Consider the following 21,025-nt stretch of genomic DNA (forward strand, 5'->3'; position numbering starts at 1 on the left):
TACGCCCCCACCCGTCCGGGCTCCAGAACTCCACGCCGATGCGAGAACGGTCTATGTACGCACACACCACTGTCGTTGATGTCATCCGCCGCAATGTCTCCGAGCGCGGCGCCGCCCTGAGCTACGAGTTCCTCGCCGACGCCGGCGGCGTCGACACCGAGCTCAGCATGCTCGAGATCGACAGGCGTGCGCGGGCCATAGCCGTCACGCTCCTGGAGCGTGCCAAACCGGGTGCGCGGGTCATGCTGCTGTATCCGCCGGGCGAGCACTTCGTCGTGGGATTCGTGGCCACGCTGTACGCCGGCATGGTCGCCGTCCCCGTGTACCCGCCGGACCCGATGCGGATCGCCCGTACGCTGCCCCGGCTGCGCGCGGTCGTCGCCGGTTCCCGGGCCGAGATCGTGCTCTCGGACAGCCTCGTGCAGGCCTTCACCCACGAGCTGTTCGAGCAGCAGGCGCCCGAGGTGGCGCGGCTGCCGTGGGTGATCACCGAGGACGCGATGCGGGAGGGCGCCGACGAGTGGCGCCGCCCCGACCTGCGGCCGGACTCGATCGCCCTGCTCCAGTACACGTCCGGCTCCACCGGCACCCCGCGCGGTGTCGTGGTGACGCACGGGAACCTGCTGTCCAACGGTTCCGCGATCGCCGCCGGCTTCGGCATCACCGAGGGCGACGTCGTCGCCTCGTGGCTGCCCTTCTACCACGACATGGGTCTGCTGGGCGGCGTGCTGCAGCCGATGCTCTCCGGCCTCTCCAACGTCCTGATGTCCCCGCTGGAGTTCATGCGCCGGCCCATGCGCTGGCTGGAGGCCATCTCCTCCCGTGGCGCGACCGTCAGCGGCGGCCCGAACTTCGCCTTCGACCTCTGCGTCAACAAGTCCACCCCCGCCGAGCGGGAGGCCCTCGACCTGTCGTCGTGGCGGGTCGCGTTCTGCGGCGCCGAGCCGGTGCGCCACCGCACCCTGGAGCGCTTCGCCGAGGCGTTCGCCCCCAGCGGCTTCGACAGGTCCGCGCTGCTGCCCTGCTACGGCCTCGCCGAGGCCACCCTGTTCGTGGCCGGCAGCGGCCGCGGCAACGGCGCCCACACCACCCGTCTCGACCGCGCGGCCCTGGAGCAGGGCCGCGCCGAACCGCGTGCCGACGGTGACCTCCTGGTCTCCTCCGGCGTCGTGGCGGAGAACCATGAACTCGCCGTCGTCGACCCGGAGACCGGCGCGCGCGTCGCTCCCGGCGCGGTGGGCGAGCTCTGGGTGCGGGGCACCTCCGTCGCCGCCGGCTACTGGGAGGACGAGGCCGCGACCGAAGCGGCCTTCGGCGCCCGGCTCGCCGACGACGAGCGGCCCTACCTGCGCACCGGCGACCTCGGTTTCGTCCTGGACGGCCAGATCCACGTCACCGGCCGCCTCAAGGAGATGATGGTCGTCCGCGGCCGCAACCTCTACGCGCACGACCTGGAGGAGACCGCCGTCGCGGCGTCCCCGTGGGCCCGGCCGGGCTGCGGCGCGGCGTTCTCGGTGGAGACCGAGGACGGCGAGGAGTGCGTCGTCCTCCACGAGGTCGCGGTCGACACCCCCGAGGACGAACTGCCCCGGATCGCCGACGCGATCGCCGCGGCCGTCCAGCACGAGCACGGCATCGCCCTGGCCGACGTGGTCCTGCTCGCCGCCCGCAGCCTCGCGAAGACCTCCAGCGGCAAGATCCAGCGTCTCGCCGGCCGGACGGCGTACACCGCCGGTCAGGTCGAGGGCGAGTTGTACCGCCGCTCCGCGTCCGCCCCGGCACGCGGCGAGAAGCGGCAGCTCGTCCTGCCGACGCGCGCCGAACTCCTCGCGCTCCCCCGTGCGGAGCGCGTCGACGTCATCGAGCGCGCCCTGAGCATGGTCGGCCGGGGTGAGGGCGACGCGCCCGCCACCATGGTCGCCGAGCTCGACCTCGACTCCCTCGCCGCGGTCGACCTCGCCTTCCGGATCGAGGAGCAGCTCGGGGTCGTCACCGACCCGGGCCTGCTGCTCCAGCCGACGACCCTGCGCGAGGTGGCCACGGCCGTCGAGGAGCGGGCGCACACCGCCCCCGAGGAGCAGGTGCGGCAGGAGCCCGACCGACGCGGCGGCGCCGTGCCGCTGTCGGCCGGGCAGCAGTCGCTGCTGTTCATGCGGGACCTCGAAGGCCCGGACTGCCTGCAGAACGTGTCGGTCGCCGTCCGGCTGCACGAGCCGGTCGACACCGAGGTGCTGGCCGCGGCCGTCCGCCACATCGGCGCCCGCCACCCCGTCCTGACCGCTCGCTTCGGCACCGACGGCAGCCGGCGGACGCAGCTGATCGACCCCGCCGTCCCGTTCGAGCTGGACGTCGTCGACCTGTCGGGCGAGGCGGAGCCGGTGCTCCGGGCCCGGGTCGACGCGTGCGCCCTCGCCCCCTTCGCCGTCGAGGACGGCGACGTCGCCCGCGCGAAGCTGTTCACCGGCTGCGGCGCGCCGGTCCTGGTCCTCGCGCAGCACCACGCCATCACGGACTTCTGGTCGGTGGTGGTCCTGCTCGACGAACTGACCTCCGTCTACGGCGACCTGCTGCACGAGCGCGCCCCCGAACTCCCGGCGGCCGTCGGCTACGAGGAGTTCGTACGCTGGCAGCAGGACTACGAGCGCTCCCCGCAGTGGCAGGCCGACGAGCGGTACTGGCTCGACCTGCTGTCCGGTGACGTCCAGGCGCCGACGCTTCCGGTGCGGGAGCGCCCGCGGCCGGAGAAGGGCATCGCGAGCCACCGGGTGACCGTGGACGCCGAACTGCTCGCCGAGCTGGAGCGGGTCGCGGGCGACAGCGGCACGACGGTGTTCTCCGTCCTGATGGCGGCGTTCGAGGTCCTCGTCGCCGCGCACAGCGGCGCCCGGGACTTCGTCGTCGGCGCCACCACGGCCGGCCGCCCGCAGGCGCGTTTCCGCAACACCCTCGGCTACTTCGTCAACACCATCCCGGTACGCGCAGAGCCCGGCGCCCACCGGAGCGTCACGGAGCTGATCCGCAGCACCGGAGAGCAGCTGCGGCAGTCCCTCGGCCACCAGCACTTCCCGGTCAGCCGGCTCGTCGAGCTGCTGCGCGCCCGGGGCAACACCTCGGCCGCCATCAACACGGCGGTCGTCTTCGAGCGGCCGCACAACGCGATCGCCGACGACGTCACCTCGGTCCTCTTCGGCGCGGGCCGCGACAGCGCGGTCCTCGGCGACCTCACCCTCGCCCCGTTCCCGGCCGGTGAACTGGCCACCCAGTTCGACATCACCCTGCACGCCGTGCCCGCCGACGGCGGCCTCCTCGCGCACATGCTGGTCCGCGCGGACCGCTTCGACGAGTCCCTCGCCACCTCGCTGGGCGAGCAGTTCCTGGAGCTGCTCGGGCAGATCGTCACCCACGGCGACTCCCCGGTCTCGGCGCTGCGCCTCGCCGGTGCGACCGAGTCCCTCACCCGCGCCGACGTCCCCGCCCGCACCCTGCCCGGCGTCACCTCCGTGCACGAGCTGTTCGAGGCGACGGCCGACCGCACCCCGGACGCCGTCGCCCTCACGGCCGGCTCCGTCGAGCTGACGTACGCCCAGGTGGAACGCGCGGCGAACCGCCTCGCGCACCGGCTGCGGCAGGACGGGCTCGGACCCGAGGACACCGTCGGTCTCTGCCTGGAGCGCTCCTCCGAGCTGATCGTCGCGATGCTCGCGGTGATGAAGTCCGGGGCCGCGTTCGTGCCCCTGGACCCGACGCTGCCGCAGAGCCGTCTCGCCGACATGGTCGGCGACGCGCGCTGCGCGCGGATCCTCTGCCACGGCGCGACCGCGGACCTCGCGGGCTCCCTGGGCACCGCGATCCGCGTCGACGAGGAGCCCGGCGCGGACCTCCCCGAGGACCGTCCCGCGCTCGCCGTCGGCGGCGACAACCTGGCGTACGTCATCTTCACCTCCGGCTCGACCGGACGCCCCAAGGGCGTGCAGATCGAGCACCGGTCGCTGGTGAGCTACCTGCTGTCCTTCCTCGACGCCTTCGACGTCGTGGAGGGCGACCGGGTGCTGCAGTTCGCGCCGCTCACCTTCGACCCCTGCCTGGAGGAGATCTTCTCCGCCTGGACCCGGGGCGCGAGCCTGGTGCTGCGCGACGAGTCGGTGCTCGGCTCCCCGGAGCGCTTCTGGGCCTGGTGCGAGGAGCAGCGGCTCACGCTGGTCGACATCCCCACGGCCTTCTTCCACGTGCTCGTCACCGCCCTGGAGGCCGGGGCGCGGGTGCCGTCGGCGCTGCGCTCGATCCTCATCGGCGGCGAGGCGGCGCACCCCGACAAGCTCGCCCAGTGGTTCGCTGCCGACCGCGGCCACGTCGAGCTGTACAACCGCTGGGGCACCACCGAGACCACGGTGTGCTCGACCGTCGCCCACCTCGGCCCGGAGTCGGGCCAGGTCTCCCGCGCCCGGGACGTGTCCATCGGCGCCGACATGACCGACGCGGTCATCCACGTCCTCGACGCCGAGCTGCGGCCCGTCGCGGACGGCGTCGTGGGGGAGGCGTACATCGGTGGCGTGGGCGTCGGACGCGGCTACGCGTCGGCGCCCCGCAAGACCGCCGAGCGGTTCGTCCCCGACCCGTTCGCGACCGAGCCGGGCCGGCGCCTGTACGCCACCGGCGACCTGGTGCGCCGGTCCGCCGACGGCGAGCTGCGCTACGTCGGCCGCGCCGACCAGCAGGTGAAGGTACGCGGCTACCGCATCGAACTCGGTGAGGTCGACGTGGCGCTGCGGCGCCACCCGGAGGTCGCCGAGGCGGCGGTGGTCGCCACCCGGGGCACGGGCGAGACGGAGCTGATCGCCGCCGTCACCGGCGAGGGCGTCGGCGTCGACGGTCTGCGCGACTGGCTGAACCGCGAGCTGCCCAGCTACATGGTCCCCAGCCGTCTGCTGGTCCTGGACGCGATCCCGCTCACCTCGAACGGCAAGGTGGACGCGCACGCGCTGCGCGAGCTCGCCCTCGACGCGTCCCGCTCGGCCGGGGCGGCGGACATGTCGCCCCTGGAGAGCAGGCTCGCGGCGATCTGGTGCGAGGTGCTCGAAGTCGCCGGGGTCGGTCCCGACGAGGACTTCTTCGCGCTCGGCGGGCACTCGCTGCGCGCCGCCGACCTCAACACCCGGGTCCGCAGGGAGTTCGGCGTCCGGCCGCCGCTGCGGATGTTCTTCGAGTCGGTGACCGTCCGCGCCCAGGCGGCGCGGATCGCGGAACTCGCGGAGACGGCCGCCGAGGAGACGAACGCCGGAGAGACGGCGGTCGAGGAGACGAACGCCGGAGAGACGGCCGTCGAGAAGACGTACGCCGGAGAGACGGGCGCCGGAGAGACGGGCGCCGCCCCGGAGTCCGCCGCGGCCGCCGTCGGCGGGCCGGCCCTGTCGCTGGGACAGCGCCGCCTCTGGTTCCTGGAGAAGTTCGCCCCCGGCTCCCGCGCCTACGTCGTGCCCGGCGTGCTGCGGCTGTACGGGGAGCTGGACCCGGCCGTCCTGCGCGGCGCGCTCGACGCGATCGTCGAGCGGCACCCCGCGCTGCGCACCGGCTTCACCGACGAGGGCGGCCGTCCCGTGCCCTTCGTGCACACCGGTCTCCCCTGCCCCTTCGAGGTCATCGACCGGACCGCCGTCCCGGCCGCGCAGCGCGAGGCGGAGCTCGCCGCCCTCGTCGGCGACCACGTCCGGCAGCTCTTCCGGCTGGACGAGCCGCCGCTGATGCGCGCCGCCCTGGTGGAGTTCGGGCCCGACGAGCACGCCCTGCTCCTGGCCTTCCACCACATCGTCTCCGACGGCCGTTCCATGGAGATCATCGCCGGGGAGCTGGCCGAGCTGTACGCCCACGGCACGGGCGCCGGTCACGGCGAACCGCCCGCCGTCGTGCACGAGTACGCCCGCTGGGCGGCCGACGAGACGGCCCGGCTGGAGTCGGCCGAGGGCCGGCGCGGCCTGGAGTTCTGGACCGGGCACCTCGGTGGAGCGCCGCTCGCCCTCGACCTTCCCTTCGACCGGCCCCGGCCGGCCGTGCAGACCTTCGACGGCTCGCGGGTGCCGCTGACGCTGAGCCAGGCCGACTCGGACCTGCTGCGCTCCCTCGCCCGGGAGCAGGGTGCGACCGTCTTCATGACGCTCGCCGCGTGCATGTCCTCCACCCTGTCCCGGCTGACCGGGCAGGAGCGGGTGGTGGTCGGCGTGCCCGACGCCAACCGCACGGGCGACGGCACCTACGACGACGTCGTCGGCTTCTTCGTGAACACCGTCCCGCTCTGCTTCGAGGTGCCGGCCGGCGCCACCGGCCGCGACCTCGTCGACCGTGCCAGGGCCACCACCCTGGAGACGATGCCGTACCAGTGGGTCCCGTTCTCCGCGATCGTGGAGGCGACCGGCCAGGACCGCGACCCGAGCCGCAGCCCGCTCTTCCAGGCCATCCTCGACGTCCGCAACGGCGCGCTGCCCACGCCGGCCCTGCCCGGTCTGCGGGTCGAGACGGCTCCGCTGTACACCGGCACCGCCAAGACCGACCTGACCTTCGAGATCACCGACGACGGCGGCCCGCTGACGGGCTGGCTGGAGTTCAACACCGACCTGTTCCGGCCCGGGACCGCGCAGCTCATCGCCCGCCTGTTCGGCGAGACGGCCCGCGCGATGGCGCAGCGGCCGGACGAGCGGGTCGCGACCCCCGCGGCGGTCGCGTCCCTGGACCGCTGGCCGGCCGAGCCGGGTGACGGGCAGCAGCCCGACACCTTCTGGGCGCAGTTCGAGCGGATCGCGGACAGCCGCGCCGACGCGGTCGCCCTCGAAGGCCCCGACAGCGCGCTGACCTACGGCGAGCTGCGGACCCGGGTGGACCGGGTCGCCGGGGTGATCGCGCGGCGGTTCGCCGTGCGCCCCGGGGACGTCGTCGCCGTGTCGGTCGAGCCGTCCGTCGAGGCCGTCGTCGCCGTCCTGGCGGCGCAGCGCTGCGGAGCGGCGTACCTGCCGATCGACCCCGCCTACCCGGCCGAGCGCAAGGAGTTCATGCTGGCCGACTCGGGGGCGCGCGGTCTGGTGACCCGCGACCTCGTCGAGGAGGCGCTGAGCGATGCCCTGACCGAGGGGTCCGCCGAGGAGGCCCTGACCGGGGCCCTGGCCGACGCGCCCGCCGAGGCCGTGGCCCTGCCGGAGGCCGACCCGGACGCGCCCGCCTACCTGCTGTACACCTCGGGCTCCACCGGCCGCCCCAAGGGCGTGCTCGTCTCCCATCGCGCGCTCGCCAACCTCACGGCGTACCAGGCGCGTGTCTTCGGGATCGACGCCGACGCCCGCATGCTGCAGTTCGCGAGCCTGAGCTTCGACGCCTCCGTCTGGGAGATCTTCTCCACGCTCGCCGCGGGCGGCACCCTGGTCGTCGCCGGCCGTGAGCACGCCCTGGTCGGCGAGGCGCTCGCCGACGTCCTCGCCGAGCGCGCCGTCAGCGTGTGCCTGCTGCCGCCGTCGGTCATCGCGTCCCTGCCCGTCCGTGAACTGCCGCGGCTCACGACCCTGGTGTCGGGCGGCGAGGCCTGCCGCGCCGAGCTGGTCGAGCGGTGGCAGCCGGGCCGGCGCTTCGTCAACGCGTACGGCCCCACCGAGTGCACCGTCGTCATCACCGCGGCCGCCTGCGAGCCGGGACGCCCCGCGTCGCTGGGCGCGGTGCTGCCGGGCGGGACGGCGTACGTCCTGGACGCGGAGCTGCGGCCGGTGGTCACCGGCGCGGTCGGCGAGCTGTACGTCGGCGGCGCGGGCCTGGCCCTCGGCTACCACGGCCGGCCCGGGCTGACCGCCGGGCACTTCCTGCCCGACCCGTTCTCCGCCGTCCCCGGCGCCCGGATGTACCGCACCGGTGACCTCGTACGGCTGCGGGCCGACGGGACCCTGGACTACTGCGGCCGGCACGACAGCCAGATCAAGCTGCGCGGCTACCGCATCGAGCCGGCCGAGGTCGAGTCGGTGCTGCTGGCCCTGACCGGTGTGACGCAGGCCGTCGTGCGGGGCGTCGACGGGGTGCTCGTCGCCCATGTCGAGGCCACCGACCCGGAGCTGACCCCGCGGGCGCTGGCGAAGCTGTGCGCGGCCGAGCTGCCGCCGCACCTGGTCCCGGCCGCGTTCGTGGTCCGCGGTGAACTGCCGCGGCTGCCCGGCGGCAAGATCGACCCGGCCCGCCTCGGGCGCCCCGGCCGCGCCGACTTCGCGCTCGCCGAGTTCGCCGCCCTGGAGACGGAGACCGAGCGGACCGTCGGCCGGGTCTGGGCCCAGGTCCTCGACGTCGACATGGTCGGCGCGGGCGACGACTTCTTCACCATCGGCGGCCACTCCCTCCTCGCGACCGTGATCACCTCGCAGGTGAGCGAGGAACTCGGCCGCGAGGTCCCGCTGCGGGCCCTGTTCGAGGCGCCCGTGCTCCGGGACTACGCCGCCCTGTGCGACGCGGCGGCCGTCCGGGACACCTCCGGCGGGATCGCCGCCCACGCCGCCGGCGGGAGCGACGCCCCGCTGTCGGTGATGCAGGAACGCCTCTGGCTCCTTGAGGAGATCGAGAACGGCTCCGGCGAGAACACCTCCACCGGGCGCTACCACCTGGCCGGCGCGATCCGGCTCACCGGCGAGCTCGACGAGGCCGCCCTCCAGCGGGCCGTCACCCGACTGGTGGACCGCCACACCACGCTCCGCACGGTCGTCGCCCACCGGGACGGCGAGCTGACGCAGGCCGTCCTGGACAGCGCCGACGTCGTCCTGACGCGCACCGAACTGGCCGGCGCGACCGCAGAGGAGCGCGCCTCCGAGGCCCGCGCCCTGGTGGCACGCGAGGCGGCGGAGCCGATGGACCTGGCCGGCGGCCCGCTGCTGCGGGTCCGGCTGCTCCAGCTCGGGCACGACGACGCGGTGCTCGTCCTGACCCTCCACCACATCGTGGGCGACGGCTGGTCGATGGAGATCCTCAAGCGGGACCTGACGCACTTCTACGCCGAGGAGACCGGCCACGAGCCGAGCTCCCCGCTGCCCCCGCTCGCGGTCACCTACGAGCAGTTCTCCCGCTGGCAGCGCCACCAGCTCGACTCGGGCGCCCTCGACGCGTCCGTCGCGTACTGGTGCGAGCAGCTCGACGCCCTGCCCTCGCTCAGCCTGCCGGTCACCCGCGGCGGCGCCGAGCCCGCGGCCGACCGGGGCCACCGGACCACGGCGACCGTCACGCCGGAGCTGCGCGAGGCGATGGAGCGGCTCGCCGTCCAGTCCGGGGCGACCCTGTTCATGGTGCTCGCGGCGACCCTCCAGATCACCCTGGGACGGCTGGCCGGGCAGCGCGACTTCGCGATCGGCGTGCCCATCGCGGGCCGCCGGCACCGCGAGGTCGAGGACCTCATCGGTTTCTTCATCAACTCGCTGGTGCTGCGCGCCGACCTCTCGGGCGACCCCACCTTCGACGAGCTGCTCCAGCGGGTCCGCAGCCGCACGCTCGACGCGTACGAGCACCAGGACGTGCCGTTCGAGACGCTCGTCGGCAAGCTCGCCCCCGAGCGCGACCTGAACACCACCCCGCTGTTCCAGGTCTATCTGAACCTGCTCAACATCCCGCCGCGCCAGGGCGACCTGCCGGGCCTCGCCGTCGACACCTTCGCCGTTCCCGACCTGGGCGCGAAGTTCGACCTGACCTTCTACGTCGACCCCGCGCAGCCGGGTCTCTCGCTCGACCTGATGTACGCCGCCGACCGCTTCGACCGGGCGACGGTGGACGAGCTGCTCGCCCAGTGGATCCGGGTCATCGAGCAGGCGGTCACCGACAGCGGCAGCCCCATCGACTCGCTGCGCCTCGACACGCCGCTGGCGCGCCGTGCGCTGCCCAACCCGGCCGCCCCGCTGGACACCACCTGGTACGGGTCGGTGGTCGAGCAGTTCGAGCGGCGGGCCGCCCGTGAACCGCACCGGATCGCCCTCACCGAGCCCGGCCAGGAGCTCACCTACGGCGAGCTGGCCTGGGCGACGGCGGCCATGTCGGGCCTGCTGAACCAGCAGGGCATCGCCAAGGGCGACGTGGTCGCCATCTACGGCGAGCGCAGTGCCTCGCTGGTCTGGGCGATCCTGTCCGTGCTGCGCGCCGGCGCCTCGTTCGCCATCCTCGATCCGAGCTACCCGGCGGACCGCATCGCCGACTGCCTCGCGGTGGCCCGCCCGAGCGCCTTCCTCCAGCTGGAGGGCGCCGGCGCCGTGCCGCTCGCCGTGGACACCGCGCTCCAGGGAGCGTCGCTGCGCTGCCGCTTCGAACTGCCGTCGACCCTGGCGGACGCCCGGCACCTGGTGCCGCGGGGGGCGGAGCCGGCCGAGGCCGTCCCGGTGGGCCCGGAGGACTGCGCGTACATCGCGTTCACCTCGGGCTCCACCGGCAAGCCGAAGGGCATCAGGGGCGCGCACGGGTCCCTCACCCACTTCGTGCCCTGGATGGTGGAGACCTTCGGGCTCCGGGAGACCGACCGCTACAGCCTGCTCTCCGGCATCAGCCACGACCCGCTGCACCGCGAGGTGTTCACGCCGCTGGTCACGGGCGCCACGATCTGCGTGCCCGACCGGCTCGACGTCGAGACCCCGGGCCGGCTCGCGCAGTGGTTCCGCACCGCGCAGGTGTCCGTCAGCCACATGACGCCTCCGATGGCGCGGCTCTTCGACCAGCTGTCGGTCGCTCCGGGCACCCTGCCGCTCCTGGAGCGGGTGTTCTTCCTCGGCGACACGCTGACCAGCCGTGACGTGCGGGCCATCACCCGCATGGCGGGCTCGGCGACCTGCGTCAACCTGTACGGCTCGACCGAGACGCAGCGCGCGGTCGGCTACCACGTGGTGCCCGCGGCCCACGGTGTCGCCGACACCGACCCGGGTGTCACGTACCCGCTCGGCCGGGGCATGAAGGACGTCCAGCTCCTCGTCCTCAACGAGGCGGGGCACCAGGCCGGCGTCGGGGAGCCCGGCGAGATCGTCATCCGCTCCCCGCACATCTCGCTCGGCTACGCCCACGACGAGGCGCTCACCGCGGCCAGGTTCGTGCGCAGCCCGTTCGGGGACACCGACGGCGACCGCATGTACCGCACCGGCGACCTCGGCCGCCATCTGCCCGACGGCTGTGTCGTCCCGCTCGGCCGCGCCGACACCCAGGTCAAGATCCGCGGCTACCGCGTCGAGACCGACGAGGTGCAGCACGTGATCTGCGCCGCGCCGGACGTCCAGGACGCCCTGGTCATGGCCCGCGCCGACGCGAGCGGAGAGAACGCGCTGGTCGCGTACGTGGTGTCGAGGCCCGGCACCAGGGCCGTCGGCAACGACGTGAAGGCCTTCGTCCGCAAGCGGCTGCCGGACTACATGGTCCCGGCGTTCGTCGTCGCCCTCGACGCCTTCCCGCTGACCCCCAACCGCAAGATCGACCGCGCCGCGCTGCCCGAGCCGTCCTCGGTGACCGGCGGCCACGAGGAAGGACCGCGCACGCCGCTGACCCCCACCGAGGAACTGGTGGCCGGCCTGTGGCAGGACGTGCTCGGCGCGCCCCGGGTGGGCCCCGAGGACAACTTCTTCAACCTCGGCGGACACTCCCTGATGGCCACCCAGGTCGTGTCGCGGATCCGCCGGGTGTTCGGCTGCGAGATCGCGCTGCGCACGCTGTTCGAGAAGCAGACCGTACGGGACCTCGCCGCGCACATCGACGGCGTCGCCCACGGCGCCAGCGAGACCGCGCCGGTCGTCCCCCTGCCCCGCACCGGCCCGCTGCCCGCCTCCTACGGTCAGGAACGCCTCTGGTTCCTCGACCAGCTGGAGGGCGACACCGGCGCCTACAACAGCTCCACGGTCGTGCGCATGCGCGGCCCGCTGGACACCGAGGCCCTGGCGGTGACGCTCGACGAGCTGGTCGCCCGGCACGAGGTGCTCCGCACCCGCCTGGTCATGGACGACGGCCGGGTCAGCCAGATCGTCGAACCGGCCGGCACGGTCACCATGCCGCTCACCGTCGTCGACCTGAGCGGCGAACCGGAGGAGACCGCCGAGCAGCGCTGGCTGCAGCTCGTCGACGAGGCCGCGCGCCACCGCTTCGACCTGGCCGAGGCGCCGCTGGAGCAGGCCACCCTGATCCGGCTCTCCGACGAGGACCACGTCTTCGTCCTGGCCGTGCACCACGTCGTCGCCGACGGCTGGGGCCTCCAGATCGTGGTCCGCGACTTCGCGGCCCTCTACCAGGCGCACCGCCAGGGCACGGCCTCCTCGCTGCCCGAGCTCGACGTGCAGTACGCCGACTGGTCGAGCTGGCAGCGCGAGCGCGTCGAGGGCGGCGACCACCAGGCGCAGCTCGACTTCTGGTGCGAGACGCTGGCGAAGCCGGCGCCGCTCCTGGAGTTCCCGTCGCAGCGGCCGAGGCCCGCGGCCATGACCAACCGGGGCCTGACGATCCGCCGGGTCCTCGACCCCGAACTGGTCGGCGGCGTACGGCAGGTGGGCCGCGAGCACAACGCGACCCTGTTCATGACGCTGCTCGCCGCGTTCAACTGCCAGCTGCACCGTTACAGCGGCGCCGCGGACATCGCGGTCGCCACCCCCGTGGGCACCCGCTCGGTCGAGATCGAGGACGTGGTCGGGTTCTTCGTGAACACGATCGTCTTCCGCAACACGCTCGCGGCGGAGGAGTCCTTCACCGAGCTGCTCGAACGCGTCCGGTCCACGACGCTGGCCGCCTACGCCAACCAGGACGTGCCCTTCGACCGGGTCGTGGACGCGCTCCAGCCGAGCCGGGACCTGAGCACCAGCCCGCTGTTCCAGGTCATGTTCACCCTGCACAACGCGCCCTACTCGGAGATCGACCTCGGCGACCTCAGGCTGGAGCGGCTGCACGCCCCGACCGGCACCGCCAAGTTCGACCTCAGCCTGGACCTGGCCGAGGAGAAGGACGGCCTGCACGCCACCCTCGAACTCAACGCCGACCTGTTCGACGAGGAGACCGGCCGGACGCTCCTGGACCACTTCGAGGCCCTGCTCGGCAGCATCGCCGCCGCCCCGGAGCGCCCCGTGGCCGACCTGGAGCTGCGCCCGGCCGCCGAGGCCGCCGCCCAGGACGCGCTGAGCGCGGGCCCGGAGGCCTTCACGCCGATGACCACGACCGAGTCCCTCGCCCACTGGGCGCGGCTCACCCCGGACGCCCCCGCCGTCATCGACGGCGACACCGTCTGGACGTACCGCGAACTGCGGGACCGGGTCGCGGCCCTCGCCGGGCGGCTGTCCACGGCCGCCTCGGGCCCCGAGCCCGCCGTGGTGGTGTGCGCCGGGCGCTCGGCCCGGCACATCGCCGCCGCCCTCGCCTGCGACGCGGCCGGCGCCACGTACGTGCCGGTCAGCCCGGCCGTACCGGACCGGCGGATCGCCTCCGTGCTCGACCGGCTCGGCGAGGTCGTCGCGCTCACCGACGACGAGCAGGCGGAGCGTGTCGCCGCCCTGCTCGGCGAGGACCGCGGCACCCACCTCGTCCTGGACGACTCCGTCTCGGACCGTCCGCTCGACGTGCGCGGGACGCACCCGGCGCGGCGCTCCTACGTCATCTTCACCTCCGGCACGACCGGTGAGCCCAAGGGCGTGGAGATCGAACAGGCCGGTCTGCTCAACCACCTGGAGCTGATGGCCCACGACCTGGAGCTGACCTCGGGCGACGTCATCGCCCAGACCGCCTCGCAGTCGTTCGACATCTCCGTCTGGCAGATGCTCGTCGCGGTGACGCGCGGCGCGGCCACCGTCGTCAGCGACGACGCCACCAGCCGCGACGCGGAGGCACTGCTCGCCCTCGTCCGGAGGCGCCGGGTCAGCATGCTCCAGCTGGTGCCCGGCATGATCAGGGCGCTCCTCGACCACGCCGAGGACGCCGACCTGGCGAGCCTGCGCCACCTGATCGCCACCGGGGAGGCGCTGCCGCCGGACCTCGCGGCGGACTGGCTGCGCCGGTTCCCCCGTATCCCGATGGTCAACGCCTACGGCCCGGCGGAGTGCTCGGACGACACGCACCTCGCGGTCCTCACCACACCGCCGCCGACCGACCGGGCGGTCACGCTCGGCAGCCCCGTCGCCGGTGTGACCTCCTACGTCCTCGACGCGCAGGGACGGCGCCTGCCGTTCGGCGTGCCGGGCGAGCTGGCCATCGGCGGACCGGTGGTCGGCCGCGGCTACCTCGGTGACCCGAAGGCCACCGCGGAACGGTTCGTCCCCGACCCGTACGGGGCGGAGCCCGGTGCCCGGCTGTACCGCACCGGCGACCGGGTGAGGCTGGGCACCGACGGCCGGCTGGAGTTCCTCGGCCGGCTCGACGACCAGCTGAAGATCCGCGGCTTCCGCATCGAGGCCGGTGAGGTCGAGACGGCCCTGTGCGAGCTGCCGGCCGTACGGGAGGCGGCGGTCGTCCTGCGCGACTGCGACGGCGAGCCCACCCTGGTCGCCTGCGTCGTCGGCACCGAGCACGACCCGGCCGTCCTGGCCGCCGCGGTCGGCACCCGACTGCCGCGCTACATGGTCCCCACCGGCTACGTCTTCGCCGACCGGCTGCCGCGCACCCCGAACGGCAAGGTCGACCGGGCCGCGCTCCAGCGGGACGACGTGACCGTCGAGCGGGTCCGCCGGCGCTTCGAGGAGCTGTCGGGACCGACCGAGCGGCTCGTGGCCTCGGTGTTCGAGGAACTGCTCGGCACCCCCGCGGTCGGCGCGCTCGACGACTTCTTCACCCTGGGCGGCCATTCGCTGCTCGCCACCCGTCTGGTGGCCGAACTGGCCGCGCAGACGGACATCGAACTGCCGTTGCGCGCGGTCTTCGAGCAGCCCACCGTGCGCGGCGTCGCCCAGGCCCTGGAGGCGCTCCAGCTGGCCGGACTGAGCGAGGCCGAGCTCCTCGAACTCGAGGTGCTGCTCGACGGAGTGACCGACGACCAGGCCCGCGAGCTGCTCGCGGCCGGCGAGGAGAGGGACGCATGATCCGGGAAGCCGTCACCGAACGGGAGAGCATCGAGAGCCTGTCCGCGGCCAAGCGGGAGCTGATGGCCTCGCTGCTGCTGGCCCGCGGCAGGCAGCGCGCCGCGGCGCGCACCATCCGCCGCCGCGACCCCGCGAAGCCCGGCCCGCTGTCCCGGGGCCAGGAGCAGCTGTGGGTCGCCGAGTCCCTCGCGGACGGCCGGCCGCTGTACAACGTGCCCTACGGCGTGCGGCTGCGCGGCGCGCTCGACGTGACCGCGCTGCGGGCCGCGCTTGACGGGCTCGTCGACCGGCACTCCGTCCTGCGCACCGTCTACCGGCAGCTGCCGGACGGCGGCCTCGCCCAGGTCGTCCTGCCGGCCGGTCCGGTGGAGCTGCCGGTCGAGGAGGCCGCCGACGAGGCGGCCGCCGTGGCCGCCGCGCAGCGCGAGGCGGCCCGGCCGATCGACCTGACGGACGGTCCGGTGATCCAGGGACGGCTGTTCCGGATCGCCGCCGACGATCACCTCCTCGCCCTGGTCGTGCACCACATCGCGACCGACGCCTGGTCGGTGGGCGTCCTCCTGGAGGACCTCGCGGAGCTGTACGACGCGGCCCGTGAGGGCCGCTCGCCCCGGCTGCCCGCGCTCGGCATCGACTACGCCGACGCGGCCGCCCACGAGCGGGCCCAGGAGCCCGAGGACTACAACTGGCTGGTCGCGCAGTGGCGCGAGCAGCTGGCCTGGGCCCAGCCGCTCGGCCTCTCGCCCAACGGCGACCGGGGCACGGCCCGTGCCGGCCGGCGCATCCGCTGCCAGTGGGACGGGCAGTTCGGCCGCGACCTCCAGCGCACCGCGGAGGCGCAGCGCACGACCGTCTTCAACGTGATGCTCACCGCGTTCGCGGTGCTGCTCAACCGGTACACGGGCACCTCCCGGTTCGCCGTCGGCACCGTCATGGCCAACCGGAACCGGCAGACCGAGCGCCTGGTCGGCTACTTCGCGAACACCGTCCCCGTGGTGGCCGACCTGTCCGCCGGCGGCGGCAGCCTCGGCGACGTCCTCGCCGGGATCACCCGCGAGTCGCTGTGGGCGCAGGAGCACCAGATCCCCTTCGACGTGCTCGTCGACAAGGTCGCGCCGCAGCGCACGCTGGCCGAGAGCCCGCTGTTCGAGGCCATGTTCGTCTTCAACAACGGCCCGGCCCACGAGATGCGGCTGCGCGACCTGTCCCTGACCCCCACCCATCTGCATTCCGGCACGGCCAAGTTCCCCCTCGACCTGTCCTGCGCGGTGACGGACGACGAGGTCATGGTGTCGCTGGAGTTCGACGAGTCGGTGCTGGACACCGCCGCCGCCGAACGCCTCCTCGGCCACTACCGGCGGCTCCTCACCGGCCTGTGCGAGACCCCGGACGTCCACGTCGACAACGCGGACCTGCTCACCCCGGCCGAGCGGGAGCTCGTCGTCGACGAGTGGAACCGGACGGGCGAGGAGTACCCCGCGCACGCCACCGCCCACGGCCTGTTCGAGCAGTGGGCGGACCTGGAGCCCGACGCCGTCGCCGTGACCTGCGGCGACGAGGCCGTGAGCTACGCCGAGCTCGACGCGCGCGCCAACCGGCTCGCCCATCTGCTCCTCGCCCGGGGCTGCGGCCGCCACGCACGCGTCGGTGTCTGCCTGGAGCGGGGCATCGACCTGGTCGTCGCCCAGCTGGCCGTCGCCAAGACGGGCGCGGGCTATGTGCCGCTCGATCCGGGTTACCCGGCCGAGCGCCTCCAGTGGATGCTGGCGGACTCCGGCGCCCGGCTGGTCGTCACCCGGGACGAGCGGCTCGCCGGCGACGGCGTCACGACGGTGGACCCCGCGTCCGCCGCGTCCCAGCCCGCGACCCGCCCCGGGCGCGAGGTCCGCCCGGACGACCTGCTGTACCTGATCTACACCTCGGGCTCGACCGGTCTGCCCAAGGGCGTGCTGCTCGACCACCGGGGCCGCGTCAACAACTTCACCGACTTCAACCGGCGTTTCCTCGTCGGCCCCGGCGACAAGGTCTTCGGCGTCTCGGCGCTGGCCTTCGACATGAGCGCGTACGACGTGTTCGGCACGCTCATGGCCGGTGCGACCGTGGTGTTCCCGGCCCCGGAGGACGAGCGCTCGCCGCACCGCTGGATCGAGACGATCGAGCGCGAGGCCGTCACCGTGTGGCACTCGGTCCCGGCGCTGTTCGGGCTCCTCGTCGAGGAGTGCGAGGTACGCGGCGGGGAGCGGCTGCCGATCCGGCTGGTGCTGCTCGGCGGCGACTGGATCCCGCTGGCGCTCCCGCAGCGGGGCGCGGCGCAGCTGATCCCTTCGGCGCAGCTGGTCTCCATGGGCGGCGCCACCGAGGTCTCCATGGACTCGACGATCCATGTGATCGGTGAGGTCCTGCCGGAGCAGCGCAGCATCCCGTACGGCGTCCCGATGGCCAACCAGACGGCGTACGTCCTCGACGCGGGCCTGTCGCCGCTGCCCGTCGGCGTGCCCGGCGAGCTGTACCTCGGCGGTGTCGGCGTCGGCTGGGGCTACCACAACCGGGCCCGGCTGACCGGCGAGCGCTTCGTGCCCGACCCGTTCAGCACGGACCCCGGGGCCCGGCTCTACCGCACCGGCGACCGCGCCCGCTGGATGCCGGACGGCAACCTCGAACTGCTCGGCCGCATCGACTTCCAGATCAAGATCAACGGCTACCGGGTGGAGACCGGTGAGATCGAGGCGGCCCTGCGCGAGGTGATCGGCGGCGGTTCCTGCCTGGTCGCGGCGCACGGCCCGCGCGACGGCGCGAAGACGCTGGTGGCCTATCTGGTGGCGCCTCCGGGCGGAGAGGTCCCCGAGGACGCCGAGCTCAAGCGGCAGCTGTCGGCGCGCCTTCCCCAGCACATGGTGCCCGCCTCCTTCGTCCGCATGGAGTCCTTCCCGCTGACCCACAACGGCAAGGTCAACCGGCGCGAGCTGCCGGCGCCCACGGCCGCCGCCCTCACGGGGCGCGCCGCGAGCACCGCGACCGAGCGGGCCCTGGTGGCGCTGTGGCGCGAGGCCCTGGGCCGCGACGACGTCCCCGTGGACATCGGCTTCTTCACCCTCGGCGGCAACTCCATCGCGGTCATCCGGATGGTGAGCGCGGCCCGCCGCGCGGGCGTCGAGATGACCCCGCGCATGGTGTTCGCCCACCAGACGATCGAGGCCCTCGCGAAGGCGATCGACGAGCGCGAGGCCTCCGGGCCGGAAGCCTCCTCCCCGGCGGTGGCCAGGACCCGTTCCGACCGGCCCACCGTGACGCCCGGCCAGCAGCACATGCTCGACGTCCTCGACAGCGCCTGGGTCCCCGGCCTGTACCAGATGCAGTCCACGACGGAGCTGCCCTTCGAGATCGACCCCGACCGCTTCCGGACCGCCTGGCAGCAGCTCCACGCCCGGCACGCCGTACTGCGCACGGGCTTCCGGCGCGACGACAGCGCCTGTGACGGCGACAACGCCCACGACGGCGACGGCGACAACGCCCGCGACAACGCCCACGGCGGCGCCTGGACCCCCGTCGTCGCCGACCGGCTCGACCCGGTCATCGAGGTGCTCGACTGGAGCGACCACGAGCCGGACGCGGTCGCCGACGAGCTGATCGCCCTCCTGGAGGCCGAGCGCGCCACGCCCTTCGACGTGTCCCGCCCGCCGCTGTGGCGGGTGTGGCTGGTGCGCGGCCCGTCCACCTGGTGGCTCGGCCAGATCCAGAGCTACCTCGTGGCCGACGGCTGGTCGAACCTGGTGCTGCTCGACGAACTCCTCGCGCTGTACCTCGCCGCCCTCGAAGACCGCGACGCCGACCTCCCGCCGGTGCCCGCGCTGGACGCCGAGGACGCCGACCCCGAGGCCGACCGCGCCTTCTGGCGGAGCCGGCTGGCCGGGGCGCTCCCCTCGCGCCTCGCCGCGGAGCCGGGCCGCCTGGGTCCGTCCCGCTTCAGCCGTACGGCGGGCCGGCTGGACCCGGCGGTCGCCGAGACGCTGCGCGAGCGGGCCGCCGAGCACGGGCACACCTTCTCGACCGTGGCCTGCGCGGGCTGGGCCCTGCTCGCCGCCTCGCGCCTGGAGCGCGCCGACGTCACCGTCGGCGTGGTCTCCGCGGGCCGCGACCGCGCCGTCGAGGGCCTGGAGCGCGCGGTCGGCCTGTTCATCGCCGCCCTGCCGGTCCGGGTCGAGGTGGACCGCGACGCCACCCTGACCTCCCTGTTCGACCGCTTCCAGCTGGCCCGCGTCGAGGGCGCCGAGCACACCTCGGTCCCCACCGGCACGCTCCAGCGGATGGGCTCCGGCGAAGGACCGCTCTTCGACTCGGTCGTCGTCGTCGCCAACTACCCGGTGTCCTCCGGCCTTCGCGCCCAGCAGTCCGCGAGCGTCCAGCGCGGCACCGAGAGCGACGGCACGCGCAACCAGACCGAGTACGCGCTCCGCCTGGACATCACGGACGACGCCGAACCCCGTATCGCCCTCTCGTACTACGGCGACCGCGTCGCCGACACCGAAGCCCGGCGGCTGCTCGACGACTACCTCGCGCTGCTCGCCGCCGTCGCCCGTACACCTGCCGCCACCGTCGGCCAGGTACTCCCGCTCTCCCCCCTCCCGATTGGAGACTCCCGATGACGGTCCTGGCAGATCTGACCACGTCCACCGAGGTGTTCGAGGCGACCACCGACGTGCCGGACAGCCCGTCCGCCGCCGCGTTCCGGGACACGTCCACCCAGGTGTTCGAGCACCGCGAGTCCGCCGTCCGCTCCTACTGCAGGGCGTTCCCCGTCCTCCTCAGCTCTGCCCACGGCACCACCCTGGTCGCCGAGGACGGCACCGAGTACGTCGACTTCTTCTCCGGCGCCGGCGCCCTCAACTACGGCCACAACCACGCCCACATCAAGCGCCAGGTCGTCGCACACCTGGAGGGCGACGGACTGCTCCACGCGCTCGACTTCCACACGGCGGCCAAGCGCGAGTTCCTGGAGCGCTTCGGCCGGGAGATCCTGGAGCCGCGCGGACTGCACCACCGCGTCCAGTTCTGCGGCAGCACCGGCACCGACGCCGTCGAGGCGGCGCTGAAGCTGGCCCGCAAGCACACCGGCCGGTCCCAGGTCATCGCCTTCTCCGGCGCCTACCACGGCGTCAGCCGCGGCAGCCTCGCCGCGACCGCCGACCTGTCGCTGCGCAAGGTGGCCGGGACGGCCCTCGGCGAGGTCACCCACCTGCCGTTCCCGGTCGGCCCGCGCGGCACGTTCCCGACCATGGACCTGCTCGAGCAGTACCTCACCGACGACCTGTCCGGCGTCGACGTGCCCGCGGCGGTGATCCTCGAGGTCGTCCAGATGGAGGGCGGTGTCTACCGCATCCCCGACGCGGACCTGCGGCGGCTGCGCGAGCTCTGCGACCGGTACGGCATCGTGCTGATCGCCGACGAGATCCAGGCCGGCTGCGGCCGGACCGGCGGCTTCTTCTCCTTCGAGCAGGCCGGGGTCGTCCCGGACCTCATCACCGTCTCCAAGTCCATCGGCGGCCTGGGCCTGCCGATGTCGATCCTCCTCATCCGCGAGGGCCTCGACTCGTGGGCGGCCGGTGACCACCCGGGCACCTTCCGCGGCAACCAGCTGGCGTTCGTCGCCGCCTGCGGTGCCCTCGACCTCTGGCAGAGCCAGGCCTTCCTCGACCAGGCCCGCGACGGCGCCGCACTGCTGCGCGACTTCTGGGAGAGCCACCCGCTGCCCGGCGTCGAGGTGCGCTGCGAGGGCCACGCCATCGGCATCGACCTGACCCACGCGGGCGGCCGCCGGGCCGCGGACGACGTCGTGGCCTGGTGCTTCGAGCGCGGCCTGATCGTGGAGTCGACCGGCCGCGACAAGGCCGTCCTCAAGCTGCTGCCCGCGCTGACCATGGAACTCGACGTGCTCCGCCACGGCTGCGAGCTGATCCACGAGGCCCTGCGCACGGCGCTGTCCCGCTGACCGCGCCCCCACCCGACATCCCCACCCC

General features: G+C 73.9%; 3 protein-coding genes. All 3 read left to right on the forward strand.

What is annotated here, in order from left to right:
* Positions 1-53: 53 nt before the first annotated feature.
* Genes AMK29_RS12450 through AMK29_RS12460 form a run of 3 tightly spaced genes read left to right on the forward strand, consistent with a single transcriptional unit; the run spans position 54 to position 20,997 of the window.
* The gene (locus AMK29_RS12450) at positions 54-15,011 is read left to right on the forward strand and encodes a non-ribosomal peptide synthetase (protein ID WP_073811762.1); all 14,958 of its coding nucleotides are present in this window, start codon (positions 54-56) and stop codon (positions 15,009-15,011) included.
* A complete protein-coding gene (locus tag AMK29_RS12455) occupies positions 15,008-19,654 on the forward strand; it encodes a non-ribosomal peptide synthetase (RefSeq protein ID WP_073811764.1) in 4,647 nt (1,548 codons plus the stop codon). Before AMK29_RS12450 ends, AMK29_RS12455 begins: the two co-directional genes overlap by 4 nt.
* Entirely contained in the window at positions 19,651-20,997 is a 1,347-nt protein-coding gene (locus AMK29_RS12460) for a diaminobutyrate--2-oxoglutarate transaminase (protein WP_079196851.1), read from the forward strand. The genes AMK29_RS12455 and AMK29_RS12460 overlap by 4 nt, the downstream gene beginning before the upstream one ends.
* The last annotated feature ends 28 nt before the right edge of the window (positions 20,998-21,025 follow it).

This window comes from Streptomyces sp. CB02261 (assembly GCF_001905665.1).
GTDB lineage: Bacteria > Actinomycetota > Actinomycetes > Streptomycetales > Streptomycetaceae > Streptomyces.